20 protein-coding genes are annotated in these 24,339 nt (G+C 50.9%); 19 read left to right on the plus strand and 1 reads right to left on the minus strand.

The features are described from left to right. Positions 1–65 precede the first annotated feature (65 nt). From KNO70_RS08700 to KNO70_RS08745, 10 genes are all read left to right on the plus strand, one after another. Positions 66–980, plus strand: coding sequence for an aspartate carbamoyltransferase catalytic subunit (locus tag KNO70_RS08700; RefSeq protein ID WP_082132012.1), 915 nt, complete (start codon positions 66–68; stop codon positions 978–980). Next, positions 977–2,257: a dihydroorotase gene (locus tag KNO70_RS08705; protein WP_078146660.1), complete on the plus strand. Its 1,281-nt coding sequence runs from the start codon at positions 977–979 to the stop codon at positions 2,255–2,257. The genes KNO70_RS08700 and KNO70_RS08705 overlap by 4 nt, the downstream gene beginning before the upstream one ends. Further along, on the plus strand, positions 2,235–3,317 hold the full coding sequence (locus KNO70_RS08710) for a carbamoyl phosphate synthase small subunit (RefSeq protein WP_214757131.1): 1,083 nt from the start codon (positions 2,235–2,237) through the stop codon (positions 3,315–3,317). Before KNO70_RS08705 ends, KNO70_RS08710 begins: the two co-directional genes overlap by 23 nt. 1 nt (position 3,318) lies before the next feature. After that, the gene (gene carB / locus KNO70_RS08715; protein ID WP_214812194.1) at positions 3,319–6,522 is read left to right on the plus strand and encodes a carbamoyl-phosphate synthase large subunit; all 3,204 of its coding nucleotides are present in this window, start codon (positions 3,319–3,321) and stop codon (positions 6,520–6,522) included. Continuing rightward, entirely contained in the window at positions 6,519–7,238 is a 720-nt protein-coding gene (locus tag KNO70_RS08720) for a dihydroorotate dehydrogenase electron transfer subunit (protein WP_214812197.1), read from the plus strand. Before carB ends, KNO70_RS08720 begins: the two co-directional genes overlap by 4 nt. Continuing rightward, positions 7,235–8,161: a dihydroorotate dehydrogenase gene (locus KNO70_RS08725; protein WP_074037305.1), complete on the plus strand. Its 927-nt coding sequence runs from the start codon at positions 7,235–7,237 to the stop codon at positions 8,159–8,161. The genes KNO70_RS08720 and KNO70_RS08725 overlap by 4 nt, the downstream gene beginning before the upstream one ends. Continuing rightward, entirely contained in the window at positions 8,136–8,840 is a 705-nt protein-coding gene (gene pyrF, locus KNO70_RS08730; RefSeq protein ID WP_047795436.1) for an orotidine-5'-phosphate decarboxylase, read from the plus strand. The genes KNO70_RS08725 and pyrF overlap by 26 nt, the downstream gene beginning before the upstream one ends. Beyond that, on the plus strand, positions 8,824–9,450 hold the full coding sequence (gene pyrE, locus KNO70_RS08735; RefSeq protein ID WP_214730964.1) for an orotate phosphoribosyltransferase: 627 nt from the start codon (positions 8,824–8,826) through the stop codon (positions 9,448–9,450). The genes pyrF and pyrE overlap by 17 nt, the downstream gene beginning before the upstream one ends. Positions 9,451–9,539: 89 nt before the next feature. Next, complete coding sequence (locus tag KNO70_RS08740; RefSeq protein WP_214812200.1) at positions 9,540–10,370, plus strand: hypothetical protein; 831 nt, start codon at positions 9,540–9,542, stop codon at positions 10,368–10,370. Further along, entirely contained in the window at positions 10,367–11,305 is a 939-nt protein-coding gene (locus KNO70_RS08745; protein ID WP_214812201.1) for an FUSC family protein, read from the plus strand. The genes KNO70_RS08740 and KNO70_RS08745 overlap by 4 nt, the downstream gene beginning before the upstream one ends. Before the next feature lie 261 nt (positions 11,306–11,566). Here KNO70_RS08745 and KNO70_RS08750 read toward each other — a convergent pair whose 3' ends face one another. Beyond that, positions 11,567–13,258 carry an Rqc2 family fibronectin-binding protein gene (locus KNO70_RS08750; RefSeq protein WP_214812216.1) on the minus strand — a complete coding sequence of 564 codons (1,692 nt, stop codon included), beginning with the start codon at positions 13,256–13,258 and terminating at the stop codon, positions 11,567–11,569. A 131-nt stretch (positions 13,259–13,389) separates the two neighbouring features. On the opposite strand from KNO70_RS08750, the gene gmk reads away from it, so the two are divergent. Genes gmk through pknB form a run of 9 tightly spaced genes read left to right on the plus strand, consistent with a single transcriptional unit; the run spans position 13,390 to position 24,336 of the window. After that, positions 13,390–14,037 carry a guanylate kinase gene (gene gmk, locus KNO70_RS08755; protein ID WP_031421596.1) on the plus strand — a complete coding sequence of 216 codons (648 nt, stop codon included), beginning with the start codon at positions 13,390–13,392 and terminating at the stop codon, positions 14,035–14,037. After that, on the plus strand, positions 14,037–14,246 hold the full coding sequence (gene rpoZ / locus KNO70_RS08760) for a DNA-directed RNA polymerase subunit omega (protein WP_015881337.1): 210 nt from the start codon (positions 14,037–14,039) through the stop codon (positions 14,244–14,246). Before gmk ends, rpoZ begins: the two co-directional genes overlap by 1 nt. Before the next feature lie 58 nt (positions 14,247–14,304). Further along, positions 14,305–15,495, plus strand: coding sequence for a bifunctional phosphopantothenoylcysteine decarboxylase/phosphopantothenate--cysteine ligase CoaBC (gene coaBC / locus KNO70_RS08765; RefSeq protein WP_214812218.1), 1,191 nt, complete (start codon positions 14,305–14,307; stop codon positions 15,493–15,495). Then, on the plus strand, positions 15,492–17,816 hold the full coding sequence (gene priA / locus KNO70_RS08770; RefSeq protein WP_214730975.1) for a primosomal protein N': 2,325 nt from the start codon (positions 15,492–15,494) through the stop codon (positions 17,814–17,816). Before coaBC ends, priA begins: the two co-directional genes overlap by 4 nt. 11 nt (positions 17,817–17,827) lie before the next feature. After that, a complete protein-coding gene (fmt, locus tag KNO70_RS08775; RefSeq protein ID WP_159562071.1) occupies positions 17,828–19,228 on the plus strand; it encodes a methionyl-tRNA formyltransferase in 1,401 nt (466 codons plus the stop codon). Continuing rightward, a complete protein-coding gene (gene rsmB, locus KNO70_RS08780) occupies positions 19,215–20,546 on the plus strand; it encodes a 16S rRNA (cytosine(967)-C(5))-methyltransferase RsmB (RefSeq protein WP_214730978.1) in 1,332 nt (443 codons plus the stop codon). The genes fmt and rsmB overlap by 14 nt, the downstream gene beginning before the upstream one ends. Before the next feature lie 3 nt (positions 20,547–20,549). Beyond that, positions 20,550–21,635 carry a dual-specificity RNA methyltransferase RlmN gene (gene rlmN / locus KNO70_RS08785; protein WP_015881342.1) on the plus strand — a complete coding sequence of 362 codons (1,086 nt, stop codon included), beginning with the start codon at positions 20,550–20,552 and terminating at the stop codon, positions 21,633–21,635. Between the two features lie 8 nt (positions 21,636–21,643). After that, positions 21,644–22,378, plus strand: coding sequence for a Stp1/IreP family PP2C-type Ser/Thr phosphatase (locus KNO70_RS08790; protein WP_074037291.1), 735 nt, complete (start codon positions 21,644–21,646; stop codon positions 22,376–22,378). A gap of 5 nt (positions 22,379–22,383) precedes the next feature. Further along, the gene (gene pknB / locus KNO70_RS08795; protein WP_214731120.1) at positions 22,384–24,336 is read left to right on the plus strand and encodes a Stk1 family PASTA domain-containing Ser/Thr kinase; all 1,953 of its coding nucleotides are present in this window, start codon (positions 22,384–22,386) and stop codon (positions 24,334–24,336) included. Positions 24,337–24,339 lie beyond the last annotated feature (3 nt).

Consider the following 24,339-nt stretch of genomic DNA (forward strand, 5'->3'; position numbering starts at 1 on the left):
GCGTCCCTTCACATCGGTGAAGAGGCGCCTTTTCTCTTTGCCTCTAATAAAAGGAGGAGACGAACATGAATACGATGCAAACAAACGTGAAACCGGTCAAACACTTCGTCAGTTTGGACACACTTTCCCTTGAGGAGATCATGGGCATGATTGAAGAATCATTGCGCTACAAGCAAGGTGACCTCCCCCCACTATTTGATGGGAAAACGGTCGCAAACCTGTTCTTTGAAAACTCGACACGTACGAAAAACTCGTTTCAAATGGCCGAGCGCCACTTGAACATGCAAGAGATTCCGTTCGATGTGACGACGTCATCGGTCACGAAAGGGGAGACGCTCTACGATACGTGTAAAACGCTCGAAGCCATCGGCGTGGACGCGCTCGTCATTCGACATCCGGAAGCGGGCTATTATCACGAACTTGTGGAGAAGTTGAATATCCCGGTGTTGAACGGAGGGGACGGGAGCGGGGAACATCCATCCCAATCATTGCTCGATCTCGTCACCATCTTTGAAGAGTTCGGAACGTTCCAAGGATTGAACGTCGCCATCTGTGGTGACCTCGTCCATAGTCGGGTCGCCCGCTCGAACGCAAGCGTCTTGAAGCGCCTCGGAGCAAACGTGGTCGGTTGTAGTCCTGCCTCTTGGTGGGATGATTCGATGGGGCTAGAGCGAAAAGAACTCGATGACATCCTAGGCGAATGTGACGTCATCATGTTGCTCCGTGTACAACACGAGCGCCATATCATGGGAGACGTCTTCTCGAAAGAAGCGTATCACACACAGTTCGGTTTGACGGTCGAACGCGTCGAGCGAATGAAAGCAGGCGCCATCATCATGCACCCGGCTCCGGTCAATCGGGATGTAGAGATTGCTGGAAGTCTGATCGAACATGAACGGTCACGCATCTTCCCACAAATGAAGAATGGGGTGTACGCCCGGATGAGCATCTTAAATCGAGCATTAGGAGGACAACAATGATACTTCAAAACGCGACATGGTATGACAAGGGAACGAAACGCACGACAAACATTCACGTGAAAGACGGAAAGATCGAATCTCTCGATTATAAAGGGAAGACCACGGGACAAGAAATGCTCGATGCGACAGGTTATCTGCTCGCACCAGGACTCGTCGATGTCCACGTCCACTTGCGTGAACCAGGTGGCGAGGCGAAAGAGACGATTCGGACGGGAACGATGGCTGCCGCGGCGGGCGGGTTCACGACCATCTGCTCGATGCCGAACACGAGACCGGTTCCAGACAATCGCGAAACAATGGACGTCCTCCTTCAAAAAATCGAACAAGATGCGGTCGTACGTGTGTTACCTTACGCCGCTATCACGAAACGACAGCTCGGTGAAGAACAGGTCGACATGGAATCGCTCGCAGATGCCTTCGCCTTTACGGATGACGGTGTTGGTGTCCAATCGGCGGCGATGATGCGACAAGCCATGCGTGAAGCGAAACGATTGAACAAAGCAGTCGTCGCCCACTGTGAGGACAATACGTTGAAGGCCGGATCGGTCCACGAGGGCAAATTCAGTGAGGCGCATGGCATTCAAGGAATTCCGAGCCTTGCAGAGAGCATCCATATCGCTCGCGACGTGTTGATCGCTGAAGAGACTGGATGTCATTATCATGTCTGTCACGTCTCATCCCGCCAATCGGTTCGTGTCATTCGGGATGCGAAACGAGCCGGCATTCACGTGACTGCAGAAGTGACGCCGCATCATCTCGTCTTGAGTGAGGATGATATTCCAGGACTCGATGCAAACTTCAAGATGAATCCACCGCTACGAAGCGAGGATGATCGACAGGCCCTCCTTGAGGGATTGTTTGACGGAACGATTGACATGATCGCAACGGATCATGCTCCCCACACAGCAGAAGAAAAGGCACAAGGGATAGAGCGGGCTCCGTTTGGGATTACCGGTTTCGAGACGGCCCTTCCACTTCTCTACACGACATTCGTGAAGACGGGCATCATGGAAGAGCGTCAGTTGCTCGACTGGATGACGAAACGTCCGAGCGACGTATTCGGTTTATCAAGAGGGGAACTGAAAGTTGGGGCGGATGCGGACCTGATTCTCATCGATACGGAAACGTCTCGGACGGTCGATCCTACGACATTTTATTCAAAAGGAAAGAATACACCGTTCGCAGGGGAAAAGCTTGTCGGATGGCCGGTCATGACGATGGTCGGTGGCGAAATTGTATATAAGGGGCGATTTGATGAAACGAACATTATGGCTTGAAGATGGAATGAAATTTGTCGGTAAAGGATTCGGGGCATCGGCTGATACGATGGGGGAAGTCGTCTTCCAGACAGGGATGACAGGATACCAAGAAATCTTATCGGATCCATCATACTGCGACCAAATGATTGTATTGACGAACCCATTGATCGGGAACTATGGCGTCAATCGTGAGGATTTTGAAACGACGATTCCGATGGCAAAAGCGTTGATTGTAAAAGAAGTATGCGATACGCCTTCGAACTTCCGTTCAACGGCGACACTCGATGCGACACTCACCCGCTTCGGCATTCCGGGGCTCTCGGATATCGATACACGGATGTTGACACGTCATTTACGAGCGAAAGGGGTCATGCGCGGTGTCCTCATCGATGGAGAGTTGACGTGGGACGAGGTACGGATCCGCTTTGATGAAGAATCGCCGAACGATCAAGTCGCACGCGTATCGACGAAGCGGACTTATGTGAGTACGGGAACCGGCCCTCGCATCGCTTTGATCGACTTCGGGGCGAAACTTGGAATCATGCGCGAGTTGATGAAACGAGATTGTGAGGTCGTCGTCTTTCCGCACGATGTGACGGCAGAGGACGTATTACGGTATGAGCCGGACGGTATCATGTTGTCAAATGGACCGGGAGATCCGAAAGACGTTCCGACGGCACTGCCGCTCATTGAGCAACTGATGCCGACGACACCGATGTTCGGAATTTGTCTCGGTCACCAACTGATTGCTCTCGCAAACGGTGCAAACACCTTCAAGCTTCCGTTCGGACATCGTGGCGCGAATCATCCGGTGCTCGAGCTTGAGACTGGTGCCGTGACCATCACTTCTCAAAACCATGGATATGCGGTTGAGGAAACGTCACTGCTCGATACACCGCTCATCGTCACACACCGTGCGGTCAATGACGGAACGATCGAAGGGGTAAGACATCTCCATCACCCGACCTTCTCGGTACAGTATCATCCGGAGGCAGCACCAGGACCGTTCGACGCCAACGACTTATTTGACCGATTCATGCAACTCGTACAAGAAAACAAACAGAAAGTGGGAATTTGACATGCCAAAACGACCAGATATTCAGAAAATCCTCGTAATCGGATCAGGACCGATTGTAATCGGACAAGCAGCGGAGTTTGATTATGCTGGTACACAGGCATGTCTTGCCTTGAAAGAAGAAGGCTACGAAGTCATCCTCGTCAACTCGAATCCGGCCACCATCATGACGGATCCGACGACGGCGGACCGTGTCTATATCGAACCGCTCGAACCAGAATTCGTCGAGCGAATCATCCGGCAGGAACGTCCGGATGCACTCCTTGCCACGCTTGGCGGGCAGACCGGTTTGAACTTGGCTTTTGAACTCGACAAGCGGGGCGTCCTGCGAGATTGTGGCGTGGAGCTACTCGGGACGAAACTGTCTGCGATCGTTCAAGCGGAAGACCGGGAACAGTTCCGTAACTTGATGTTCGAACTTGGTCACGGCGTACCTGAAAGTGAGATCGTCCATACGCTCGAGTCTGCTTGGGGATTTGCGGAACGGATCGGGTACCCGATCATCATCCGACCTGCGTACACGCTCGGGGGAACCGGTGGCGGGATTGCCCATGACCGGGAGTCGTTCGAGCAAATCGTTGAATCTGGATTAAAGGCGAGTCCTGTGACGCAAGTCTTGTTGGAAAAATCGATTGCCGGGATGAAAGAAGTCGAGTTCGAGGTCATGCGTGACTCGAGTGACCAAGCCATCATCGTCTGTGCGATGGAAAACTTTGATCCGGTCGGAGTCCACACCGGTGACTCCATCGTATTCGCCCCTACGCAGACGCTGTCAGATCGGGATTATCAGATGCTTCGTAGCGTCTCTCTCGATATCATTCGGGCACTCGGGATCGAGGGTGGATGTAACATCCAATTCGCACTCGACCCAGACAGTTTCACGTACTACGTCATCGAAGTGAATCCACGTGTTTCACGGAGTTCAGCGCTCGCATCAAAAGCGACAGGCTATCCGATTGCCAAGCTTGCTGCGAAAGTCGCTGTCGGTTACAAGTTGTCAGAATTAAAAAACCCGGTCACCGAGACGAGCTACGCCTCGTTCGAACCGGCGCTCGATTACGTCGTCGCCAAAATCCCACGCTTCGCCTTCGATAAGTTTGAGTCCGCGGATCGCCGCTTAGGCACACAAATGAAGGCGACGGGTGAGGTCATGGCCATCGGTCGGAATTTAGAAGAGGCTTTGCTAAAAGCCGTTCGCTCGCTCGAGCTGGGGATGGAAGAACTTCACCTTCCACAACTTTCTGCATTAGACACAGAACAGCTCGAGCATGGACTCATTCATCCGACAGACGAGCGTCTGTTCATCGTCTATGAGGCCCTTCGTCGCGGATACTCGGTAGAAACGCTACACCAACTGACAAAAATCGATCGATTCTACTTACAGAAATTAAACCGGATCTGGCAAGCTGAGCAACAACTCGTGGCGGAACCGTTGACATCAGAACGTCTGCTGGATGTGAAACGTCTAGGGTTCAGTGATGTGGCAATCGCGCGTATGCTGTCGATGGATACGGAAGCGGTTCGTACGAAACGGAAAGAATGGAACATTCGTCCCGTCTATAAGATGGTCGATACGTGCGCAGCCGAGTTCGCATCGGAGACACCGTACTTCTACGGGACGTATGAAGTGGAGAACGAAGCGGTGAAGACAGACCGGGAGTCCATCCTCGTCCTCGGATCAGGTCCGATTCGAATCGGACAAGGTGTCGAGTTCGACTATGCGACCGTCCACTCGATCGATACGATTCGCGATGCAGGATACGAAGCCATCATCATCAACAACAACCCGGAAACGGTCTCGACGGACTTCTCCATCTCCGATCGGTTGTACTTCGAGCCGTTGACAACAGAAGACGTGTTGGAGGTCATCGAGAACGAGAACCCGCTAGGTGTCATCGTCCAATTCGGTGGACAGACTGCCATCAACTTGGCGGCATCGCTAGAAGCGAACGGCGTGAAAATTCTTGGGACGACCCTCGAAGATATCGACCGTGCCGAAGACCGGAAGGCGTTCGAAGCCACATTGTCAGCGGAACGATTGGCTCAACCACCAGGAAAGACGGCGACAAATGTGGAAGAGGCCGTCGCTTGTGCGAACGAACTCGGCTATCCGGTACTCGTCCGACCATCGTACGTGCTCGGGGGACGAGCGATGGAAATCGTATATGAACAGTCTGAGCTTGAGCGGTACATGCGACATGCGGTCATCGCCTCAAAAGATCGACCGGTTCTCATCGATCGCTATTTAACGGGGATTGAGATTGAAGTCGATGCCATCTGTGACGGGACGGACGTCTATATCCCGGGGATCATGGAGCATATCGAACGTGCCGGCGTACACTCGGGTGATTCGATTGCCGTCTATCCGCCGCAACGACTCAGTGAAGAACTGAAACAAAAAGTCGTCGATTATACGATTAAGTTGGCGAAAGCGTTCCGCATCAAAGGTCTGCTCAACATCCAGTTCGTCTATGCGGATGACTTGTATGTCATCGAGGTGAACCCACGTGCGAGCCGGACGGTCCCATTCATCTCGAAAGTGACGGGGTTACCGGTCGCACGAATTGCTACGCAAACGATTCTTGGGATGAGTTTGAAAGAACTCGGTCTTGGGACAGGCATTCATCCTGAGTCGGACAGTATCTCGGTCAAAGTACCGGTCTTCTCGTTCGCGAAATTGAAAGAAGTAGACCCATCGCTCGGACCTGAGATGAAGTCGACAGGGGAGGTCATGGCGACAGATCGCACGCTCGAAAAAGCGCTCTATAAAGGGCTTGTCGCAGCAGGGATGAACATCGCCTTGAAAGGGAACGTGCTCATGACGATTGCCGACCATGACAAGGATGAGGCCATCGCCTTGGCGAAACGTTTCGACCGCCTCGGTTTCCGACTCATGGCAACGAGTGGGACGGCTGATTGTCTCGAAGCGGAACAGATGCGTGTTCGTCGAGTCGGGAAAATTCAAGAAGACGGTGAGACGATGCTCAGTGTGATCGAGCGAGGAGACGTCGACTTGATCATCAACACAACGAGTCGCGATGCACTCGTCACGAAAGACGGGTTCTTGATTCGAAGAACGGCCGCCGAGCAGGGCACGCTTTGCCTTACCTCGCTCGATACAGTCGAAGCGTTGTTACAAGTCATTGAAAGCCTATCGTTCCAAACGGTCAGCATCCCGGCATTCACAACGTTCGGGGTGATGGTATGAGACATGACGTGACGATTGTCAGCAATCGACAAATCGCCAAAGCGACGATGGAAATGAAAGTCCGTTGCCCTGGGGTGGAGATCGCCCCTGGGACGTTCTTTCACATCAAGACGTCCGGTCTGTTACGTCGACCGTTATCGGTGGCGAACGTCGAGGGGGACGAAATTACCTTCTTATACAAAGTGATTGGGGAAGGGACAACTGAGCTTTCGGGAAAACGCGTCGGGGACACACTAGACGTCCTTGGTCCGCTCGGGAACGGTTTTCCCCTAGCGCAACATGGAAAGCGAGTCGTCCTGGTCGGAGGAGGAATTGGGGTCCCACCTCTTTACTACGTCAGACGCCGACTGCATGAGATGGGCATTGAAACGATTGCAATTCTCGGGTTTGATTCAAAAGAAAGCGTCTTTTATGAAGATGCTTTTCGTGAACTGGGGGAGACGATCATCACGACAGTAGACGGTAGTCACGGGGAGCCTGGCTTTGTCACCGGCCCCCTCGCACGCATCGAGGCGGATGTTTTGTTCAGCTGTGGTCCGGAAGCGATGTTAAAGGCAGTCGCCACTTCGCCCATTCCTGAACGATATCTCTCAATCGAGAATCGGATGGGTTGTGGCATCGGTGCTTGTTTTGCCTGTGTCTGTCAAGCGCCGGGGGGCTATGTGAAAGTCTGTAGTGACGGTCCGGTATTCAATGCGGAAGAGGTGCTGTTATGAGATTGAATGTCGAGTTACCAGGTCTTCGTTTAAAAAACCCAATCATTCCGGCTTCCGGATGTTTCGGATTTGGAGAGGAATTCGCGAAACTGTATGACCTCTCCATCTTAGGAGGCATCATGATCAAAGCAGCGACGGAGGAATCGAGATTCGGAAATCCGACCCCACGTGTCGCCGAGACGGCACAGGGCATGCTCAACGCGATCGGACTTCAAAATCCAGGTGTCGATGCGATCATCGAAGAAAAATTACCATTCCTCTCAACGTTCGACACGGAGATCATCGCCAACGTTGCCGGTTCGACGCCAGATGAATACGTGGAAGTCGCCCGTCGAATCAGCGCCGACCCGACGATTAAAGCCATCGAATTGAACATCTCATGCCCGAACGTGAAATGTGGGGGCATGCAGTTCGGGACGGACCCGGTGATGGCCGCAGAACTCACGCGACTCGTCAAAGCGGCTTCGAGTAAGCCGGTCTATGTCAAACTGTCTCCGAACGTCACGTCGATCACGGACATGGCGCGAGCTGTCGAGGCGGCCGGCGCGGACGGCTTGACGATGATCAACACACTCGTAGGGATGCGAATCAATATCGAGACAGGTCGACCGATTTTAGCGAACCGAATCGGTGGGTTATCCGGTCCGGCCATCAAACCGGTAGCGGTCCGGATGGTGTATGAAGTCGCACAAGCGGTCGACATTCCTATCATCGCCATGGGCGGGGTTCGGACGGTCGACGATGTGCTCGAGTTTATTTACGCGGGGGCTTCTGCCGTTGCCGTCGGGACGGCGAACTTTGAAAATCCATACGTCTGTCAGGAAATCATTGAAGCGTTACCGGCACGACTTGATTCACTCGGAATCGAACATATTTTGGATGTGAGGGGGAAGGCCTATGCGCAACTTGTATCTCGCCCTTGACGTTGAAACGCGGGACGAAGCGTTTCATTTGTTGAAACGATTTTCAAACCGACCGGCTGTTAAAGTCGGGATGGAACTCTTTTATCGGGAAGGCGCACGCTTTGTCGAAGAATTGGTCGACGGGGGTTATCCGGTCTTTCTAGATGTGAAAGTACACGATATCCCGGAGACGGCACGCCGTACGATGCGACAAATCGGAAAACTCGGGGTGGCTGTGACGAATGTCCACACATTAGGTGGCGAAAAGATGATGCGCTATGCGTTAGACGGGTTACGCCAAGAGAATGATACGACTCGATTGATTGGGGTCACACAGTTGACGTCGACAGATGAGCGAATGATGCAGACAGAGCTCGGGATTGCCGGACGACTCGATCAAGCCGTTCTCAGACAAGCGACACTCGCGAAACAGGCGGGACTTGACGGAGTGGTCGCATCCGTCCAGGAAGCGAAAGCGATTCATCAGAAACTCGGGGACACGTTCATGACGGTCACACCGGGCATCCGACTCGGTGCAACCGAGGATGATCAAGTCCGTATCGCGACGCCGCATGAAGCGAGACTGGCGGGTGTTCACTCAATCGTCGTCGGTCGACCGATTACACGTGCGACTGATCCGATGGCCATGTACGACCAATTTATGAAGGAATGGGGACAAATGAATGAAACAAATCGCTGAGGCACTTTTACAGATTGAAGCCGTCACACTATCACCGACTGAGCCGTATACATGGTCGAGCGGATTGAAGAGTCCAATCTACTGCGACAATCGACTTACACTCAGTTTTCCGAATGTGCGTCAAGTCATTGTCGATGGATTGGTGAAGTCAGTGAATCCGACTGAAGTCGATGTGATTGCAGGGACGGCCACGGCAGGTATCCCTCACGGGGCGTTGCTCGCTGACCGACTCGGTCTCCCGTTCATTTATGTCCGGTCGAGTGCAAAAGGGCATGGGAAAGGCAATCAAATTGAAGGGAAACTCGAGGCAGGCGCTCGAGTACTCGTCATCGAGGATTTATTGTCGACCGGGATGTCGAGTATCGATGCGGCGAAGGCGATTCGTCAGGCGGGTGGTGACGTCATTGGGATTCAAGCCATCTTCTCGTACGGATTACCGGTTCTTCAGAAGAATCTAAGCGATGCAGATCTGACGGCAACATCCTTGACAACGTTCTCAGAATTGATTGAAGTGGCAGAGAGTACGGGCGTTCTAAACCGTTCGGAGCTCGATTCGCTTCGCGACTGGCAAGAAGACCCTCGTGCCTGGAGCGACCTCGTCACCTCTTAAGAATCCACCTTCGGGCGGATTCTTTTTCGATTCGGCATATGTCATACTTCATGGTAAAATAACGGAAGTGATTCGAAAAGGAGAGGCATATGGCGTATTCAAGAAGCAAAGAGAAGACATGGAACGCACGATTTCGTGCAATTCCAAAACATCGTAAAGTCGCCTTCGGTCTCGTCTTGACCATCATCCCAGCGCTCTTTTTTGTGAATTTATTTGTATTCAGTCATCTATTAGCGCTAGGAGACCAGTATGAAGACCGATATCAAATGAAGAAATTGCGACTCGAAACAGACCATGGGAACGTGGAATTCGTTCGTAGTCCAAATGAAAAGGTACAGATTGAAGTGATGCAGACCAATTCGAAAGAACGCCGCATCAAAGTCAAATCAGTCGGGGACACGATCTACGTCGTCGAGCGATATGGCTGGTTCAGCTATTTCGGAAGTCGAGCGAGCGATGAACCGTCGCGCTATAAGATTAAAGTTGCTTTGCCGAGCTCGATGACTTCGGTTCATCTGGGAGCGGAGCAGGTGACAGGACAAGGATTGAATGCGAAGACGATTGTCATGGATGTGAATGCCGTCAATTTGAAACAGATTGATAGTGATCGACTGCGGATTGAATCGAAAAGCGATACGACCATCGAATCGGCACGACTTGTAACGGGTGACATTCGGTCCTATCGTCATGCGACCGTCAGCGATGTCGTCGTCAATCAAGCGATGACCATCCAGACGGAAGCCGGGACGCTCAGTTACGCGCCGAAACATGCGACAGGACAAGTGAACGTGACGACGACTGGAAAAGTCTCGAGTAGCGACCGTTACGAAGAAGTCGAACCCGGTGTGTATCAATTGTCGACATCGAATCGACCGGTGGTGGAACTGATTTCTGAGACAGGGAAGGTCGAACTGAAATGAATGGAAAACGATACATCCCGAAAGTCGGGTTACGTACGTTAAAAACCGGAATCGCCGTCGCCATCACCGTCGCCATCTCGTGGTATATCTTCGGGATCTATTCAGGGATGGGGGCCATCGCAGCAGTTGTGGCGATGCAACCGACCGTCAAGCGATCGTCTAAAATCGTATTCAGTCGCATATTCGGAACGGTCGTCGGTCTTATGTGCGGGCTCTTCATCGTCTATTTGTTCGGTGTCAATCCCCTCTCGATTGGATTAGCCGTCATCGTTTCGCTCACGCTTAACACGACGTTCGATAAAACCCACATGTCGACGTATGCGGCATTTGCCATCGTCATGATGCTCGAAAGTCCTACATCGGACTTTTTCCATTATGCGTGGACCCGTTCTCTATTAACGGCGGTTGGTGTATTCGTTTCACTCGGTGTCAATTACGCGTTCATGCCTCCTCGTTATGAGGACCGGTTATTGAACGAGGTACGTAAGACTTCTTCTTACTTGTTCCATCACTGGCGAGAGCTCGTCGGTTCCCCGGCAGAGCTGCTAGAAACGCGAGCCCGCATCCTTGGCCATCAGGAGCTTCATATGATGCTCCAAGAGGATATGAAAGTGACGAACGTCAAATTGAAATATATGACGATCAAACAATACCGTTTGTTGATTCACCTTGAAGACAAGCTGGTCTTGTTGCTAGAGAGCCTCGCCGAGCATCGAGAAGCTTTCCTTTTGATGAGCGAGGAAGAGCGTCAGGCATTTGAGTCAGAATTTTTATATTTACTAGCGCATCATCACGACATTCTCTATACATGTGACAAGCCCTATTCGCTCTTCAAACTTCCACATGAAGATTTATCCGTTTCAGAAATTTTATACGGGCATTTGCTCGACTATCATGAACAGCTCGAGGCGTTCAAGCATGATCCGAAAACGTGAACCCTCTACACGTAGAAGACCCGCCATGATCATGACGGGTCCAGCTTGTTGACAAATAACATGTTCGAACTCGTCCTTCCGGCGCCCACGCTTTCCGCAGGCAATCCCGGAGCCGCATCGCGACCTAGGTCGCTGCTGGGTCTCCGTCGGAATGCTTGCCTCTAGGAAAGCGAGCCGTGTCCGGGTTGGGCATATAAAAGACATTAGACCTATACTTTGTCTATAGTCTGGACCCGCCATCACGATGGCGGGTCTTCATGTTCACGATTGTTTCAATGACTTCATCAATTGCTCATCCGGAGTCACGTAGACGGTCTGTTGATCTGTATAGATGACAAATCCCGGTTTCGCACCGCTCGGTTTTTTCACGAAACGGGCGCGTGTGTAATCGACAGGCACGCCACTTGATGCGCGTGCTTTCGAGAAGTAGGCGGCGACTGATGCGGCTTCTAGTAATGTCGTCTCGTCTGGTTCCGTCGAGCGGATAATCACGTGAGACCCAGGAATATCTTTGACATGAAGCCAAATCTCATCACGTCGTGCGAACTTGAACGTCAGATGGTCGTTTTGCGTATTGTTCTTCCCGACAAAGAATTCTGTTCCGGTCGAGGACGTGTACGCTTCAAGCGAAATTTTCGGATTTGCTTTTTTCTTTTGACGTTTTTGACGGATGTAGCCTTCTTCTGCAAGCTCCTCGCGAATCTCAAGAAGATCGGACGGGGAAGCGACGTCGAGTTGGGCGATGAGCGTCTCTAAATATTCGATTTCTGCATCGTTCAACTCCATCTGTTTCTTCACTTCGACTTTGGCTACTTTTAGTTTGTTGTATTTCTTATAGTATTGCTGCGCATTCTCATTCGGTGTTTTGAGTGGGTCGAGCGGAATGGAGAGGATTGCACCGTTCTCGTCATAATAATCGACGACTTCGGCGACGCGCATCCCTTTCTCGAGTTGGAATAAATAAGTCGTCAACAACTCGCCGTATTTTTGTAACTCATCTGCCCGTTCTGTCGCTTTCAAATCATCCAAAAGGCGGCGGCGTTTTAATTGATTCTTTTCGAGTTCTGATTTCAAGAGCCGTTCCACATCGTGTGCTTGTTGTCTCACACGGTCACGGTTCGCTTTTTCATAGTAGAAACGGTCGAGCACTTCTTTACTCGATTCATACGTTTCCTCGGATTCGATGTCCCCGGCTGTCAACGCGATCGGAGCGAACCGTTCTTTGCCGTTCGCAAGTTGTTGGAAAACGTAGGGTCCATCGAGTTGACGAAGAACGTTCTCAAACGCTTGTTGTAAGGAGTCGCGATTCGGCGTTTTTGCGAGATGAACCACTTCCTGTGCGATTTGCGGACTGACGCCGGCGAACGTGGCGACAATCTGTTTATCGAGCTTGCCGGCGTTCCAATCGATTCGTTTCAATCCTTCTGTCATCTCCGTCAATGGGTCGAACTTGTGTTGTTCCGGCGGAAGGAGATAGTCACTACCCGGCATGATGGTCCGATACGTGTTTTGGGAAGGCGGGAGATGCTTGATGGCATCTAATATTTTGCCTTCTTCTGTCGTCAAGACGACGTTCGAGTGGCGTCCCATCAATTCGATGTATACTTTCTTCAATTCTTCATCGCCGAGCTCGTTACGAGAGCGGACCGAAATGACGATGACACGGTCTCGGCCGATTTGTTCGACCGCCGTGATGAATCCACCTTCCACATGTTTGCGGAGCATCATGCAAAACATCGGCGGTTCTTGCGGGTTTCTTATCGGTGTATCCGTCAATTGAAGACGGGCATACATCGCGTTTGCTGATATCAAAAGTTGCGCGTTCTGACGATTCGAGCGAATTTGAAGCATCAAATCGAGCGAATACGGTTGATGTACCTTGTTGATTCGCCCTCCGACGAGCGATTGTAATTCTTGTACGACACGATATGTCATTAATCCATCATAAGCCAATGATCTCATCACCTTTGTTCATTTTCTGTCTCTACGTTATCAGAAAAACAGAAAATATGGTACGATGGAGTAGGAAATCCGAACTTCTTCTTGCCGGGACAATTGATTGACTGCTATTATAATTAAATGTGATGTTAGAAGATGGAGGGCTTGCAGTGAATTTTAAAGAACGAGGATTATTAATCGTTTTGTCTGGACCGAGCGGTGTCGGAAAAGGGACCGTTTGCCGTGCTCTTCGCGAGGAAGAGGACAACAACCTTCAATATTCGGTGTCGGCGACGACCCGAAAACCACGTGAAGGGGAAGTTGAAGGGGTGCATTACTTCTTCAAATCGAGAGAAGAGTTCGAACGGATGATCGAACAAAAAGAACTGCTTGAACATGCCGAATTTGTCGGTAACTATTACGGGACGCCTGTAGAGTGGGTGCGTGAAACGCTCGAAAGCGGCCAAGATGTCATTCTTGAAATTGAGGTGCAAGGGGCGTTCCAAGTGAAGGAACTTCTCCCAGAAGCCGTCTTTTTATTCTTGGCACCACCAAGTCTTCAAGAACTTCGCAATCGTCTCATCGGACGAGGCACGGAGTCAGAAGAAGTCATTAAGCAACGCCTGCTCGTCGCGCGTGAAGAAATCGAGTTGATGGACGCCTACGACTATGTCGTCACGAACGACGAGGTCGACAAAGCCATCGATCGAATTAAAGCGATCGTGACAGCCGAGCATTGTAAACGTGAACGTGTTGCGTCACTCTATAAAAAAGCCATGATGGAGGTCATTTAATGTTATACCCTTCGATTGATGCCTTACAACGTACTATCCCGTCAAAATACACGATCGTTACGGTCGCTGCAAAACGGGCGCGTCAGATTCAAGATGGAAAAGCACCGAAAGTCGCCGAGCCAAAATCATATAAGCCGGTCGGTCAAGCGTTAGAAGAACTATTTTCGGGTGATACGACAATCATCGTGAACGAAAAAAACAACGGATGAAGTGTGACCCAAGTCGTTTGCGACTTGGGTCTCATTGTCTATAAGGGGGAGTTTGGGAATGGTGAAGGATCGTACTATTTTGTTATGTGTGAGTGGTGGCATCGCCGCCTACAAGGCGTGTGCGCTCACATCGAAATTGGTTCAAGCCGGAGCGAATGTTCGCGTCGCGATGACGAAGTCGGCGGAACAATTCGTAGGTCAGGCGACCTTCCAGGCGCTCAGTCGCAACCCGGTCTATACGGACGTGTTCGAAGAGCATGACCCGACAAAGATTGCTCATATCGACGTCGTCGACTCGAGCGATTTGATTGTCGTGGCCCCGGCGACGGCAAATACGATCGCAAAATTGGCGAACGGGATTGCGGATGACTTCATGACAACATCCATTTTGGCTGCGAAGTGCCCGGTCATCATCTCACCGGCGATGAATGTGAACATGCTCGAACATCCTGCCACACAGCGGAACATCGAGACGCTAAAATCATACGGCTATCAGTTGATTGAACCCGGTGTCGGCAACTTGGCTTGCGGATGGATTGGCGGGGGACGTCTGCCTGAACCGGAAGACTTGGTTCGCATCATCGAGAGCCAATTCGTCCCGAAACTATATCTTGGAAAAGATGTCTTGATCACGGCTGGCCCGACTGTCGAACGCATCGATCCCGTCCGTTACTTATCCAATGATTCGTCAGGGAAAATGGGCGTCGCACTCGCTGAGGTGGCTCGGGACATGGGTGCCCGTGTCACGCTCGTCCACGGGCTGCTCCAAGTTCCTGTCCCGGAAGGCGTGACAGCGGTTCCCGTCAAGTCAAGTGAGGAGATGCTGCGCGAAGTGACGATCCGTTTTGAGAATTCAGACCTCGTCGTGAAATCGGCGGCAGTTGCGGATTATCGTCCGAAAACGATTCATTCGGAAAAACATAAAAAAGTCCACGGTCCACTTACGATTGAACTTGAAGAAACGACAGACATTTTAAAATCACTCGGTGAGAAGAAGACCCATCAAGTGTTGGTCGGATTTGCTGCTGAGACGGAACGACTCGAGGAGCACGCGGCAGCTAAGCTGAAGCGAAAAAACGTCGATTACCTTGTGGCGAACGATGTGTCTGGCAGTGACGTCGGATTCGGGGCGGACGACAATGAAGTCGTCTTGTTCCAAGCTGACGGGACGTCACTTAGACTTCCGAAACAATCGAAGAAAGCGTTGGCGTTCGAGTTGCTCACACATTTTAAGGAAGCGGTCCAATGATTGCACATGTACATGTCGATGCACCGGTGATCACGATTGACCGTCCGTTTGATTATGAAGTACCTGAACAATTTGAAGCTTTGATTGAACCGGGCATGCGCGTCTCCGTCCCATTCGGCTCACGACGTCTCCTCGGAATCGTTGTTGGTACGTCAGATGGGACGAGGGAAGGATTGAAACCGTTAGAAGCGCTGTTAGATGAGGAATCTTCACTCACTGACGAACTGCTCGCTTTATCCATCCATGTGAAAGAGACGACACTTTGCTTTCGTTCATCCGCCCTGCTTGCGATGCTTCCGGCCGCGCTCAAGGTCAGTTATGACAAAGAAATCAAAGAAGGACAAGTCCCTGATGGGGTCCGTCTCGGAACGCATTTATCGGAGTATCCGAAAGAAGTTCAGTCAGTCATTCTAGGACTCGCTAAAAAAGGGGAGCTGACCTTAGCACCTGTCTTAAAAGAAAAGAAGACCGTTAAGACCGACGTCGTCGTCGAACTCCTCGATGCGACAGTCGTCTCGAAACGTGCGAAAAAACAACTAGAAGCGGTCCGCCAACTTGAGGAGACCCCACGCATGTATTGGTCGGCACTTCGCCAAATTGGGCTGACTCGCCCACAACTGCAGAAACTTGCGGAACTCGGAGCGGTTCGATTGACCGAGGTCGAGTTGAATCGTGACCCGTACGCGACAATCGAGCAAGTCGAGGAATCGGTTCAATTGAACGACAGTCAAGCCAACGCGGTTCGGGCCATTCATGAGGCTGACGCGGGTGAGACGTTACTCGTCCACGGTGTGACGGGAAGCGGGAAGACCGAAGTCTATTTAGAGTCAATCGGACAAGTCATCGATGAAGGGAAACAAGCCATCTTACTCGTTCCCGAAATCAGTTTGACTCCGATGATGGTCAAACGCTTCAAACGTCGTTTCGGCAATCGGGTCGCCGTGCTGCATAGCGCTCTGTCTAAAGGTGAGAAGTACGACGAGTGGCGTAAGATTAAACGAAATGAAGTCGACGTCGTCGTTGGTGCCCGTTCTGCAATCTTTGCCCCGCTCGACCGACTCGGTCTCATCATCTTAGATGAAGAGCACGAGACGACGTACAAGCAAGAGGAAAATCCTCGTTATCATGCGCGTGATGTTGCCATCTGGCGGTCCCGCTATCATGGGTGTCCCGTCGTGTTGGGGAGTGCGACACCCTCCCTCGAGTCCTACGCCCGAGCGCAAAAGGGTGTGTATCGCTACTTACACTTGAAAGAACGGTACGGTGGAGAGATGCCACCGGTCCACATTATCGATATGCGCCGTGAATTGGCGAAAGGCAATACGACGATGTTCTCGGAAGAATTGTTCCAAGGGATTCTCGACCGGATCGAGAAAAAAGAGCAGTGCGTCATTTTATTGAACCGTCGTGGATTCACGACGTTCGTCATGTGCCGGGACTGCGGGGAAGGCATGACATGTCCGCATTGTGCTGTCAATTTGACATATCATCAATATGGAGATCGGTTGAAGTGTCACTACTGCGGTTACGAGGTCGGTATGCCTTCGACGTGTCCATCCTGCAATAGTAAGAAAATCAAACAGTTCGGGTCGGGCACACAAAAAATCGAGACGGAACTGTTGAACCGGATTCCAGAAGCGCGCATCATCCGAATGGACCAGGATACGACGTCTCGAAAAGGTTCACATGAGCAGTTGTTGCGTCGTTTCGAAGAAGGGGAGGCCGACATCTTACTTGGCACGCAGATGATTGCCAAGGGGCTCGACTTCCCAAACGTCACCCTCGTCGGGGTACTCGCGGCGGATGCGACACTCGGGATGCCTGACTTTCGGGCGACCGAACGCACCTTCCAACTTGTCACCCAAGTGGCAGGAAGAGCCGGGCGCGGAAAACTTCCGGGTGAGGCGTTCGTCCAAACGTATAACCCGGACCATTATGTGATCGAGACTGCGAGTGAACATGATTATGAGACATTTTTCGCCAAAGAGATGGGACTCAGACAAGTCGGAAATCATCCTCCTTACTGGTTTTTAACGCTCGTCACGTTTTCGGCGGAAAATCCCCTTGTCGCCAAGGCCGAGGCAGAATTGTTCGCATCAGACTTTTTACAAGCGCACGTGGAGAATAGTCGCTTGAATGGACCGATGCCGGCACCGTTATCGAAATTGAAGAACGCCTATCGTTATCAAGTATTCATTAAAACAAAACAACCCGAAGCACTCTATGTGGAGCTGGCACGATTACAGCAAGCAAGAGCCAAAGCAATCAGCAAGAAAGAATATCAAATGAGTATCGATGTGAACCCATACGTATTCATGTGAGGTGGAGAGACATGTATAAAGTAGTAGAAGTACCTAATGACATTTTGCGCGTAACGTGCGAACCGGTGACAAAGTTTGATAAAAAATTGCGTCAGACTGTCGACCGATTGTTTGATACGATGTATGAGTATGACGGAGTTGGTGTCGCGGCACCGCAAGTCAATTTGAACCAGCGGCTCGCGGTCGTCCATACCGATGATGAGACGGGACCGCTCGTCTTGATCAACCCAGAAATCATTGAAACATCCGGTCGAGAAGTTGGACTAGAGGGATGTTTGAGCATCCCAGGCGAATTCGGATTCGTGGAACGACACGAGTCGATCGTCGTCAAGAATCAAGATTTGAAAGGGCGGACACATACGATTCAAGCGAGCGGCTTTTTCGCTCGTGCGATTCAACATGAGATGGATCATTTGGATGGCGTCTTGTTCACAGACAAGCTCGCCGTCCCGAACCCTGGAAAAGACAAACGCATCGTCTTCATGGGGACGCCGACGTTCGCCGTATCGGTACTTGAGCGACTGCTTGAAGAAGGATACAATGTCGTAGGTGTCGTATCGCAACCGGATAAACCGGTCGGGCGAAAACGTGAACTTAAGCCGACTCCAGTAAAAGAGTGTGCGCTTCGTCACGGTATTCCCGTGTTGCAGCCTGAAAAAGTGCGCACAGACTATGCAGAAATTTTAGAGCTGAAGCCTGATTTGATTGTGACGGCGGCGTACGGACAAATCGTGCCGACCGCCTTACTAGAAGCCCCGCCTCACGGAGCCATCAACGTACATGCCTCCCTCCTTCCGAAATATCGCGGAGGTGCCCCGATCCATCAAGCCATTCTTGATGGGGAGTCGGAGACAGGTGTGACGATCATGTACATGGTCGACAAGTTAGATGCAGGGGACATGATTGCCAATACCATCGTACCTATTGAAGAGACGGATACAGTCGGGTCTTTATTTGATAAACTGGCTGTAGCAGGAAGCGATCTTCTGATCCGTACGCTTCCGGCCTTCTTGGAAGGGTGGATTGAGGCGGTGCCTCAAGACGAGCGAGACGTGACGTTTGCTCCGAACATCAGCCGTGAGCGTGAACAGATTGATTGGACGAAGCATGGCGAGTCCATCTACAACCATATTCGAGGAATGAATCCATTCCCGACGGCCTATTCAACGCTTGAAGGCGAACGAGTGAAATTGTTCATGGGAGAAAAAACGACAGGAACGGGACAGTCGGGAGAAGTCATTCGTCTGGAAGAAGACGGATTTGTCGTGGCGACAGGGAACGACGTCGCAATCAAAGTGACCGATTTGCAACCCGCAGGTAAGAAACGGATGGATGGTGCAACTTTCATGCGTGGCGCCGGACAAAAGCTACGGATTGGCGACCGATTAGGAGGAACTCATGAACGTACGTGAAGCAGCGCTTGATACGCTGATGAAAATTGAACAAGGCGGCGCGTATTCGACGATTGCCGTCAATGATACATTGAAACAAAAAAAAGTTGCCCTAAAAGATGTCGGTCTCTATACCGAACTCGTATATGGGACGCTCAGTCGCAAAGGGACGCTCGATTATATTTTGAAAGACCGCATCCGTTCGCCGAAGAAGCTAGACAAGTTTGTCCTCCCGCTTCTTCGGATGAGCGTTTATCAACTCTTCTATCTTGATAAAGTACCCGACCGGGCCGTCCTACACGAGGCGGTCGAAATCGCGAAAAAACGAGGTCATCACCTCGGAACGAGCAAATTCGTAAACGGGGTGTTACGAAATGTGCTTCGGGAAGGGTTTCCGGACTTTAGTGGCTTGACCGATGCAGAACGAATCGCCATCGAGCACAGTCATCCGGAATGGCTCGTATCAGATTGGATTGAGTTATATGGTGTGGAAACGGCAGAAGCGATTTGCCGATTAAACAATGAACCTGCTCCTGTTACGATTCGGGTCAACCGAAAGCGTATTTCAGTGGATGAGATGATGAACCGGTTGGCTGACGCTGGCGTCATGACGTCACGTTCTGAACTATCTGCTGATGGACTTGTCGTAGAGTCTGGCAATGTTCATGCGACCCCGTTTATCGAGGAAGGTCTTCTATCGATTCAAGATGAGAGCTCCATGATTGTCGCGGATGCACTCAACGTGTCGAAAGACGATGTCATCCTAGACGCATGCGCCGCGCCAGGCGGCAAGGCGATGCATACGGCAGAGCGAATGCAAGGTGGATCGCTCACCGCGCTTGACCTTCATCCACATAAAGCAAAATTGATTGATCAACAAGCCAAACGTCTACACATCAATGGAGTGACCGCACTTGCCCTTGATGCTCGTTTAGCAGGTGAACGGTTTGAAGAAGAAAGCTTTGACCGGATTCTTTTAGATGTCCCTTGTTCGGGCCTTGGCGTCATTCGTCGAAAGCCGGATATTAAATGGACGAAGGACAAAGCTCAACTCGAAAACTTACCAAAGATACAAAGACAAATCATTGATGCCGTATTGCCACTGCTCAAACCAGGTGGTACGCTAGTTTACTCGACATGTACAATCGACCCGTCTGAAAATGAGACGCAGGCTGACTATATTCTGTCGAAAGGGTTGATGTGGGACGAAACGCTCAAAGGTCGTCTCCCACAATCTGTTCGTCCGATGATGGAATCGGACCGTGCTGAACTAAAATTATTACCGACGACATTCGGGACCGACGGCTTCTATATCGCCGCATTTAAGAAAGAGGTATAAAACATGAATCCAAAAGCAGTAGAAAAGAATCCACTCGTAGGCGCAAAACCGTCACTCTATTCGTTGACGTTTCCAGAACTTGAGGCATGGGTGATCGAGGCAGGAGAAAAGGCATTCCGTGCGAAACAATTATATGATTGGATGTATGTCAAACGGGTCACGACTTTTGATGATATGACCAACGTTCCGAAAGCGCTTCGCGACAAATTAGAGGCATCGTTCCAATTGACGACGTTAAAAGAATTGGTCAAGCAGGAATCCCAAGACGGTACAATCAAGTTCTTGTTTGAACTTCAGGACGGGTACTCAATTGAAACGGTACTCATGCGTCACGAATACGGAAACTCGATTTGTGTCACGACACAAGTCGGTTGCCGGATCGGATGTACGTTCTGTGCCTCGACACTCGGCGGCTTGAAACGAAACTTAGAAGCCGGGGAAATCACAGCTCAAGTGCTCGACGTACAACGTGCATTAGACGCGACAGGAGAGCGCGTCGACTCTATCGTCGTCATGGGAATCGGCGAACCGTTCGATAACTACGATGAGTTAATGCGTTTCTTACGTACTGTCAACCATGACAATGGACTCAACATCGGAGCACGACACATCACGGTATCGACGAGTGGGATTGTTCCGAAGATTTACAAGTTTGCCGATGAAGGTATGCGAATCAACTTCGCCATTTCACTTCACGCACCGACGACGGAATTGCGTACCAAGCTCATGCCGATCAACCGTGCCTTTGACTTGGACAAGTTGATGGATGCGGTCCGTTATTACACAGAGAAGAGCGGACGTCGTATCACGTTTGAATATGGACTCTTTGGTGGTGTCAACGATACGGAAGAATATGCCCATCTCTTGGCAGACCTGTTAAAAGGAATCAAATGTCACGTCAACTTGATTCCCGTCAACCATGTACTCGAACGTGACTATGTACGGACACCGCGAGCTCAAATCTTTGCCTTCGAAAAAGTGCTCAAAGACCGCAATGTGAACGTGACAATCCGTCGCGAGCAAGGGTCGGACATCGATGCCGCTTGTGGACAGCTTCGAGCGAAGGAGCGCGAACAAGAAACGAGGTAATCAGAAAGATGGAATTAGCATTTCGAACAGATCGTGGACAAGTACGCACACAAAATGAAGATGCAGTTTTAATCTTAGGTGATGCCATAACCGGGATTGCCCTGGTTGCAGACGGAATGGGTGGGCATGCAGCGGGAGAGGTTGCGAGTCAAATCGTGATTGAAGAATTTAGACGGGCGTTCCCGTCTCTCCCGACAACTCCTGTCGAAATCGAACGATGGTTCCGCCACCACATCGATTTGGCGAACGATCAAGTGTTGCAATTTGCGAAGCAGTCCAATCTTGTCATGATGGGAACGACTGTGGCAGCTGTTTGTTGGAATGAAGAGACGGTGGTCATCGTCCATATCGGAGATAGTCGCGTCTATGCGCTCCAGGCGAATGAGTTAAGACGTCTTACGGAGGACCATTCTTACGTCAATGTGCTCAAACAACTCGGTGAATTGACGGAAGAAGAGATGCGGGTTCATCCGAAACGAAATGTCATCACCCGTGCAATCGGTTCAAGCGAACAAGTCGAACCTGACGTGCAAGTGCTCGCTGACCCTGAGTTTGATGTGATTTTAATTTGTACGGATGGATTGACGACACACATGACCGATGTGGCGATTCAACACGTATTACAACAAACGGCATCCGCCGAACAAAAAGCGGAGCAACTCATTGCAGAAGCCAATCAATTGGGAGGGAGCGACAATATTACGGTCGCCCTCGTTCAATTCACAGATAGAAAGAGAGGATGAATCCGATGCGAAGCGGAGAACGAATCAACGATCGTTATCGGATCGAACAACAAATCGGCAGCGGAGGCATGGCAAATGTCTACCGGGCTCATGACGAGATCTTAAACCGAACCGTCGCCATCAAGGTGTTGCGATCTGAATTCTCACATAACGAACAATTTATACGTCGGTTCGAGCGAGAAGCCCATGCGGCTACGAGTCTGAACCATCCAAACATCGTGGCGATCTATGACGTCGGCGATGAAGAAGATTTGTACTATATCGTCATGGAACACGTCGATGGGGTGACGTTAAAACAATACTTGCAAGAGGAATACATATCTGTCGATGAAGCGATACGCATCATGGGACAGATTTGTGATGCGATTGACCATGCCCATGCGAATCGAATCATTCACCGTGATATCAAGCCGCAGAACATGATGATTGATCAGCACGGTAACGTGAAGGTGACTGATTTTGGGATTGCCGTGGCGATGTCGAATGCGACGTTGACGCATACGATGTCTGTGCTGGGCTCGGTCCATTATTTCTCACCTGAGCAAGCACGCGGTAAATTTGCTGATGAAAAGTCAGATATTTATTCGCTCGGTGCCGTACTGTACGAATTGTTGACAGGTCGTGTCCCGTTCATTGGCGAGACACCGGTCGCCGTTGCGCTTCAACATTTGCAAGATGACCCGATTCGACCGATGGACTTGAATCCGAATATTCCACAGGCACTCGAAAACTGCGTCATGCAAGCATTGTCGAAGTCACCAGGTGCCCGTCATGTTTCGGTCGCAGCCTTTAAGAAAGACTGCATGACGGCATTAAGCCGTGAACGCGCCAATGAGCCGAGACGTATTCCGGCCAGTCAGGATGAGTTCGATCAAACGCTCGTCATGACACCGGTCATACCTGAAGAAAAACCAGAGACGCCAGTAACACCGACTCCGGTCACAGCGTCTAGTGAGCAAGAACCTGAAGCGGTGACTCCAGTAAAAAAGAAGAAACGCAAATGGTGGATTTGGATTTTACTCGTGTTGATCCTGATTGGAGGGAGCATTGCGGCATACGTGGTCGCCGATGAAATGTCACGAGCCGTCGTTCCGGATGTCGTTGGAATGAGTATCGGAGATGCCACTTCTGAACTTGAGAATGCCGATTTCGTCGTCGAAGTGACGGAGCGGGCGAGCGATGACGTCGAAGAAGGTGAGGTCATTTCGCAAAACCCACAAGAAGGGCGTAAACCCAAACGAGGCACGACGGTGACCATCGTCGTTTCGGCCGGGAAAGAAACCGTCGAAATGCCGAATGTGGAGGGATTGTCCCAAACAGCAGCTGAACGCATGTTAAAAGATCTGGCATTCAGTGACCTTGAAATCAAAACAGAAGCTTCGGAAACAGTCGCTAGCGGAGATGTGATTTCGCAATCGCTCGACCCAGGTGAGGAGGTCGTTCCTTCAGAAGTGACGGTGACGCTCGTCGTGTCGACAGGAAGCAACAAAGTCGAGCTGTCGAATCTCGCGGGATATACGTTTGACGAGGCATCGACTTATGCCGATCAAAACAAGTTAAAAATCGTGAGACGGGATGAGTTTTCGACAAGTGTACCTAAAGGTCAAATCATCCGTCAACTTCCAACGGCGGGTACGGCAGTCGATCCGGGAACAGAACTTACGGTCATCGTATCGGAAGGGGTTGAACCGACGGACGTCTCCATCGAACGTGAAGTGAGCGTCGAAGTCGAGCAACCGGAAAAAGACAAGAAACCGAAAGCCGTGGAGGTCGTGATTCGTACGGTCGATGCGCGTGGTGAAATTGAAGTGTTACGGGATAAAATCACAGAGACGACAACATACTCGTATACGCTCGTCATTGCTCCGGACGAAGTCGGGACCGCAACGATTGAAGTCGATGGTGAGATCGTCCGAACGGATTCAGTCACATATGCACAGGCCAAAGAGGCACAATAAAGA

This window comes from Exiguobacterium sp. s181 (assembly GCF_018617125.1).
Classification (GTDB): Bacteria; Bacillota; Bacilli; order Exiguobacteriales; family Exiguobacteriaceae; genus Exiguobacterium; species Exiguobacterium profundum.

Coding starts and splice junctions, on each gene's coding strand:
- KNO70_RS08700 (WP_082132012.1), top strand. CDS start 66: ATGAATACGATGCAAACAAACGTGAAACCGGTCAAACACTTCGTCAGT.
- KNO70_RS08705 (WP_078146660.1), top strand. CDS start 977: ATGATACTTCAAAACGCGACATGGTATGACAAGGGAACGAAACGCACG.
- KNO70_RS08710 (WP_214757131.1), top strand. CDS start 2,235: ATGAAACGAACATTATGGCTTGAAGATGGAATGAAATTTGTCGGTAAA.
- carB (WP_214812194.1), top strand. CDS start 3,319: ATGCCAAAACGACCAGATATTCAGAAAATCCTCGTAATCGGATCAGGA.
- KNO70_RS08720 (WP_214812197.1), top strand. CDS start 6,519: ATGAGACATGACGTGACGATTGTCAGCAATCGACAAATCGCCAAAGCG.
- KNO70_RS08725 (WP_074037305.1), top strand. CDS start 7,235: ATGAGATTGAATGTCGAGTTACCAGGTCTTCGTTTAAAAAACCCAATC.
- pyrF (WP_047795436.1), top strand. CDS start 8,136: ATGCGCAACTTGTATCTCGCCCTTGACGTTGAAACGCGGGACGAAGCG.
- pyrE (WP_214730964.1), top strand. CDS start 8,824: ATGAAACAAATCGCTGAGGCACTTTTACAGATTGAAGCCGTCACACTA.
- KNO70_RS08740 (WP_214812200.1), top strand. CDS start 9,540: ATGGCGTATTCAAGAAGCAAAGAGAAGACATGGAACGCACGATTTCGT.
- KNO70_RS08745 (WP_214812201.1), top strand. CDS start 10,367: ATGAATGGAAAACGATACATCCCGAAAGTCGGGTTACGTACGTTAAAA.
- gmk (WP_031421596.1), top strand. CDS start 13,390: ATGTTAGAAGATGGAGGGCTTGCAGTGAATTTTAAAGAACGAGGATTA.
- rpoZ (WP_015881337.1), top strand. CDS start 14,037: ATGTTATACCCTTCGATTGATGCCTTACAACGTACTATCCCGTCAAAA.
- coaBC (WP_214812218.1), top strand. CDS start 14,305: ATGGTGAAGGATCGTACTATTTTGTTATGTGTGAGTGGTGGCATCGCC.
- priA (WP_214730975.1), top strand. CDS start 15,492: ATGATTGCACATGTACATGTCGATGCACCGGTGATCACGATTGACCGT.
- fmt (WP_159562071.1), top strand. CDS start 17,828: ATGTATAAAGTAGTAGAAGTACCTAATGACATTTTGCGCGTAACGTGC.
- rsmB (WP_214730978.1), top strand. CDS start 19,215: ATGAACGTACGTGAAGCAGCGCTTGATACGCTGATGAAAATTGAACAA.
- rlmN (WP_015881342.1), top strand. CDS start 20,550: ATGAATCCAAAAGCAGTAGAAAAGAATCCACTCGTAGGCGCAAAACCG.
- KNO70_RS08790 (WP_074037291.1), top strand. CDS start 21,644: ATGGAATTAGCATTTCGAACAGATCGTGGACAAGTACGCACACAAAAT.
- pknB (WP_214731120.1), top strand. CDS start 22,384: ATGCGAAGCGGAGAACGAATCAACGATCGTTATCGGATCGAACAACAA.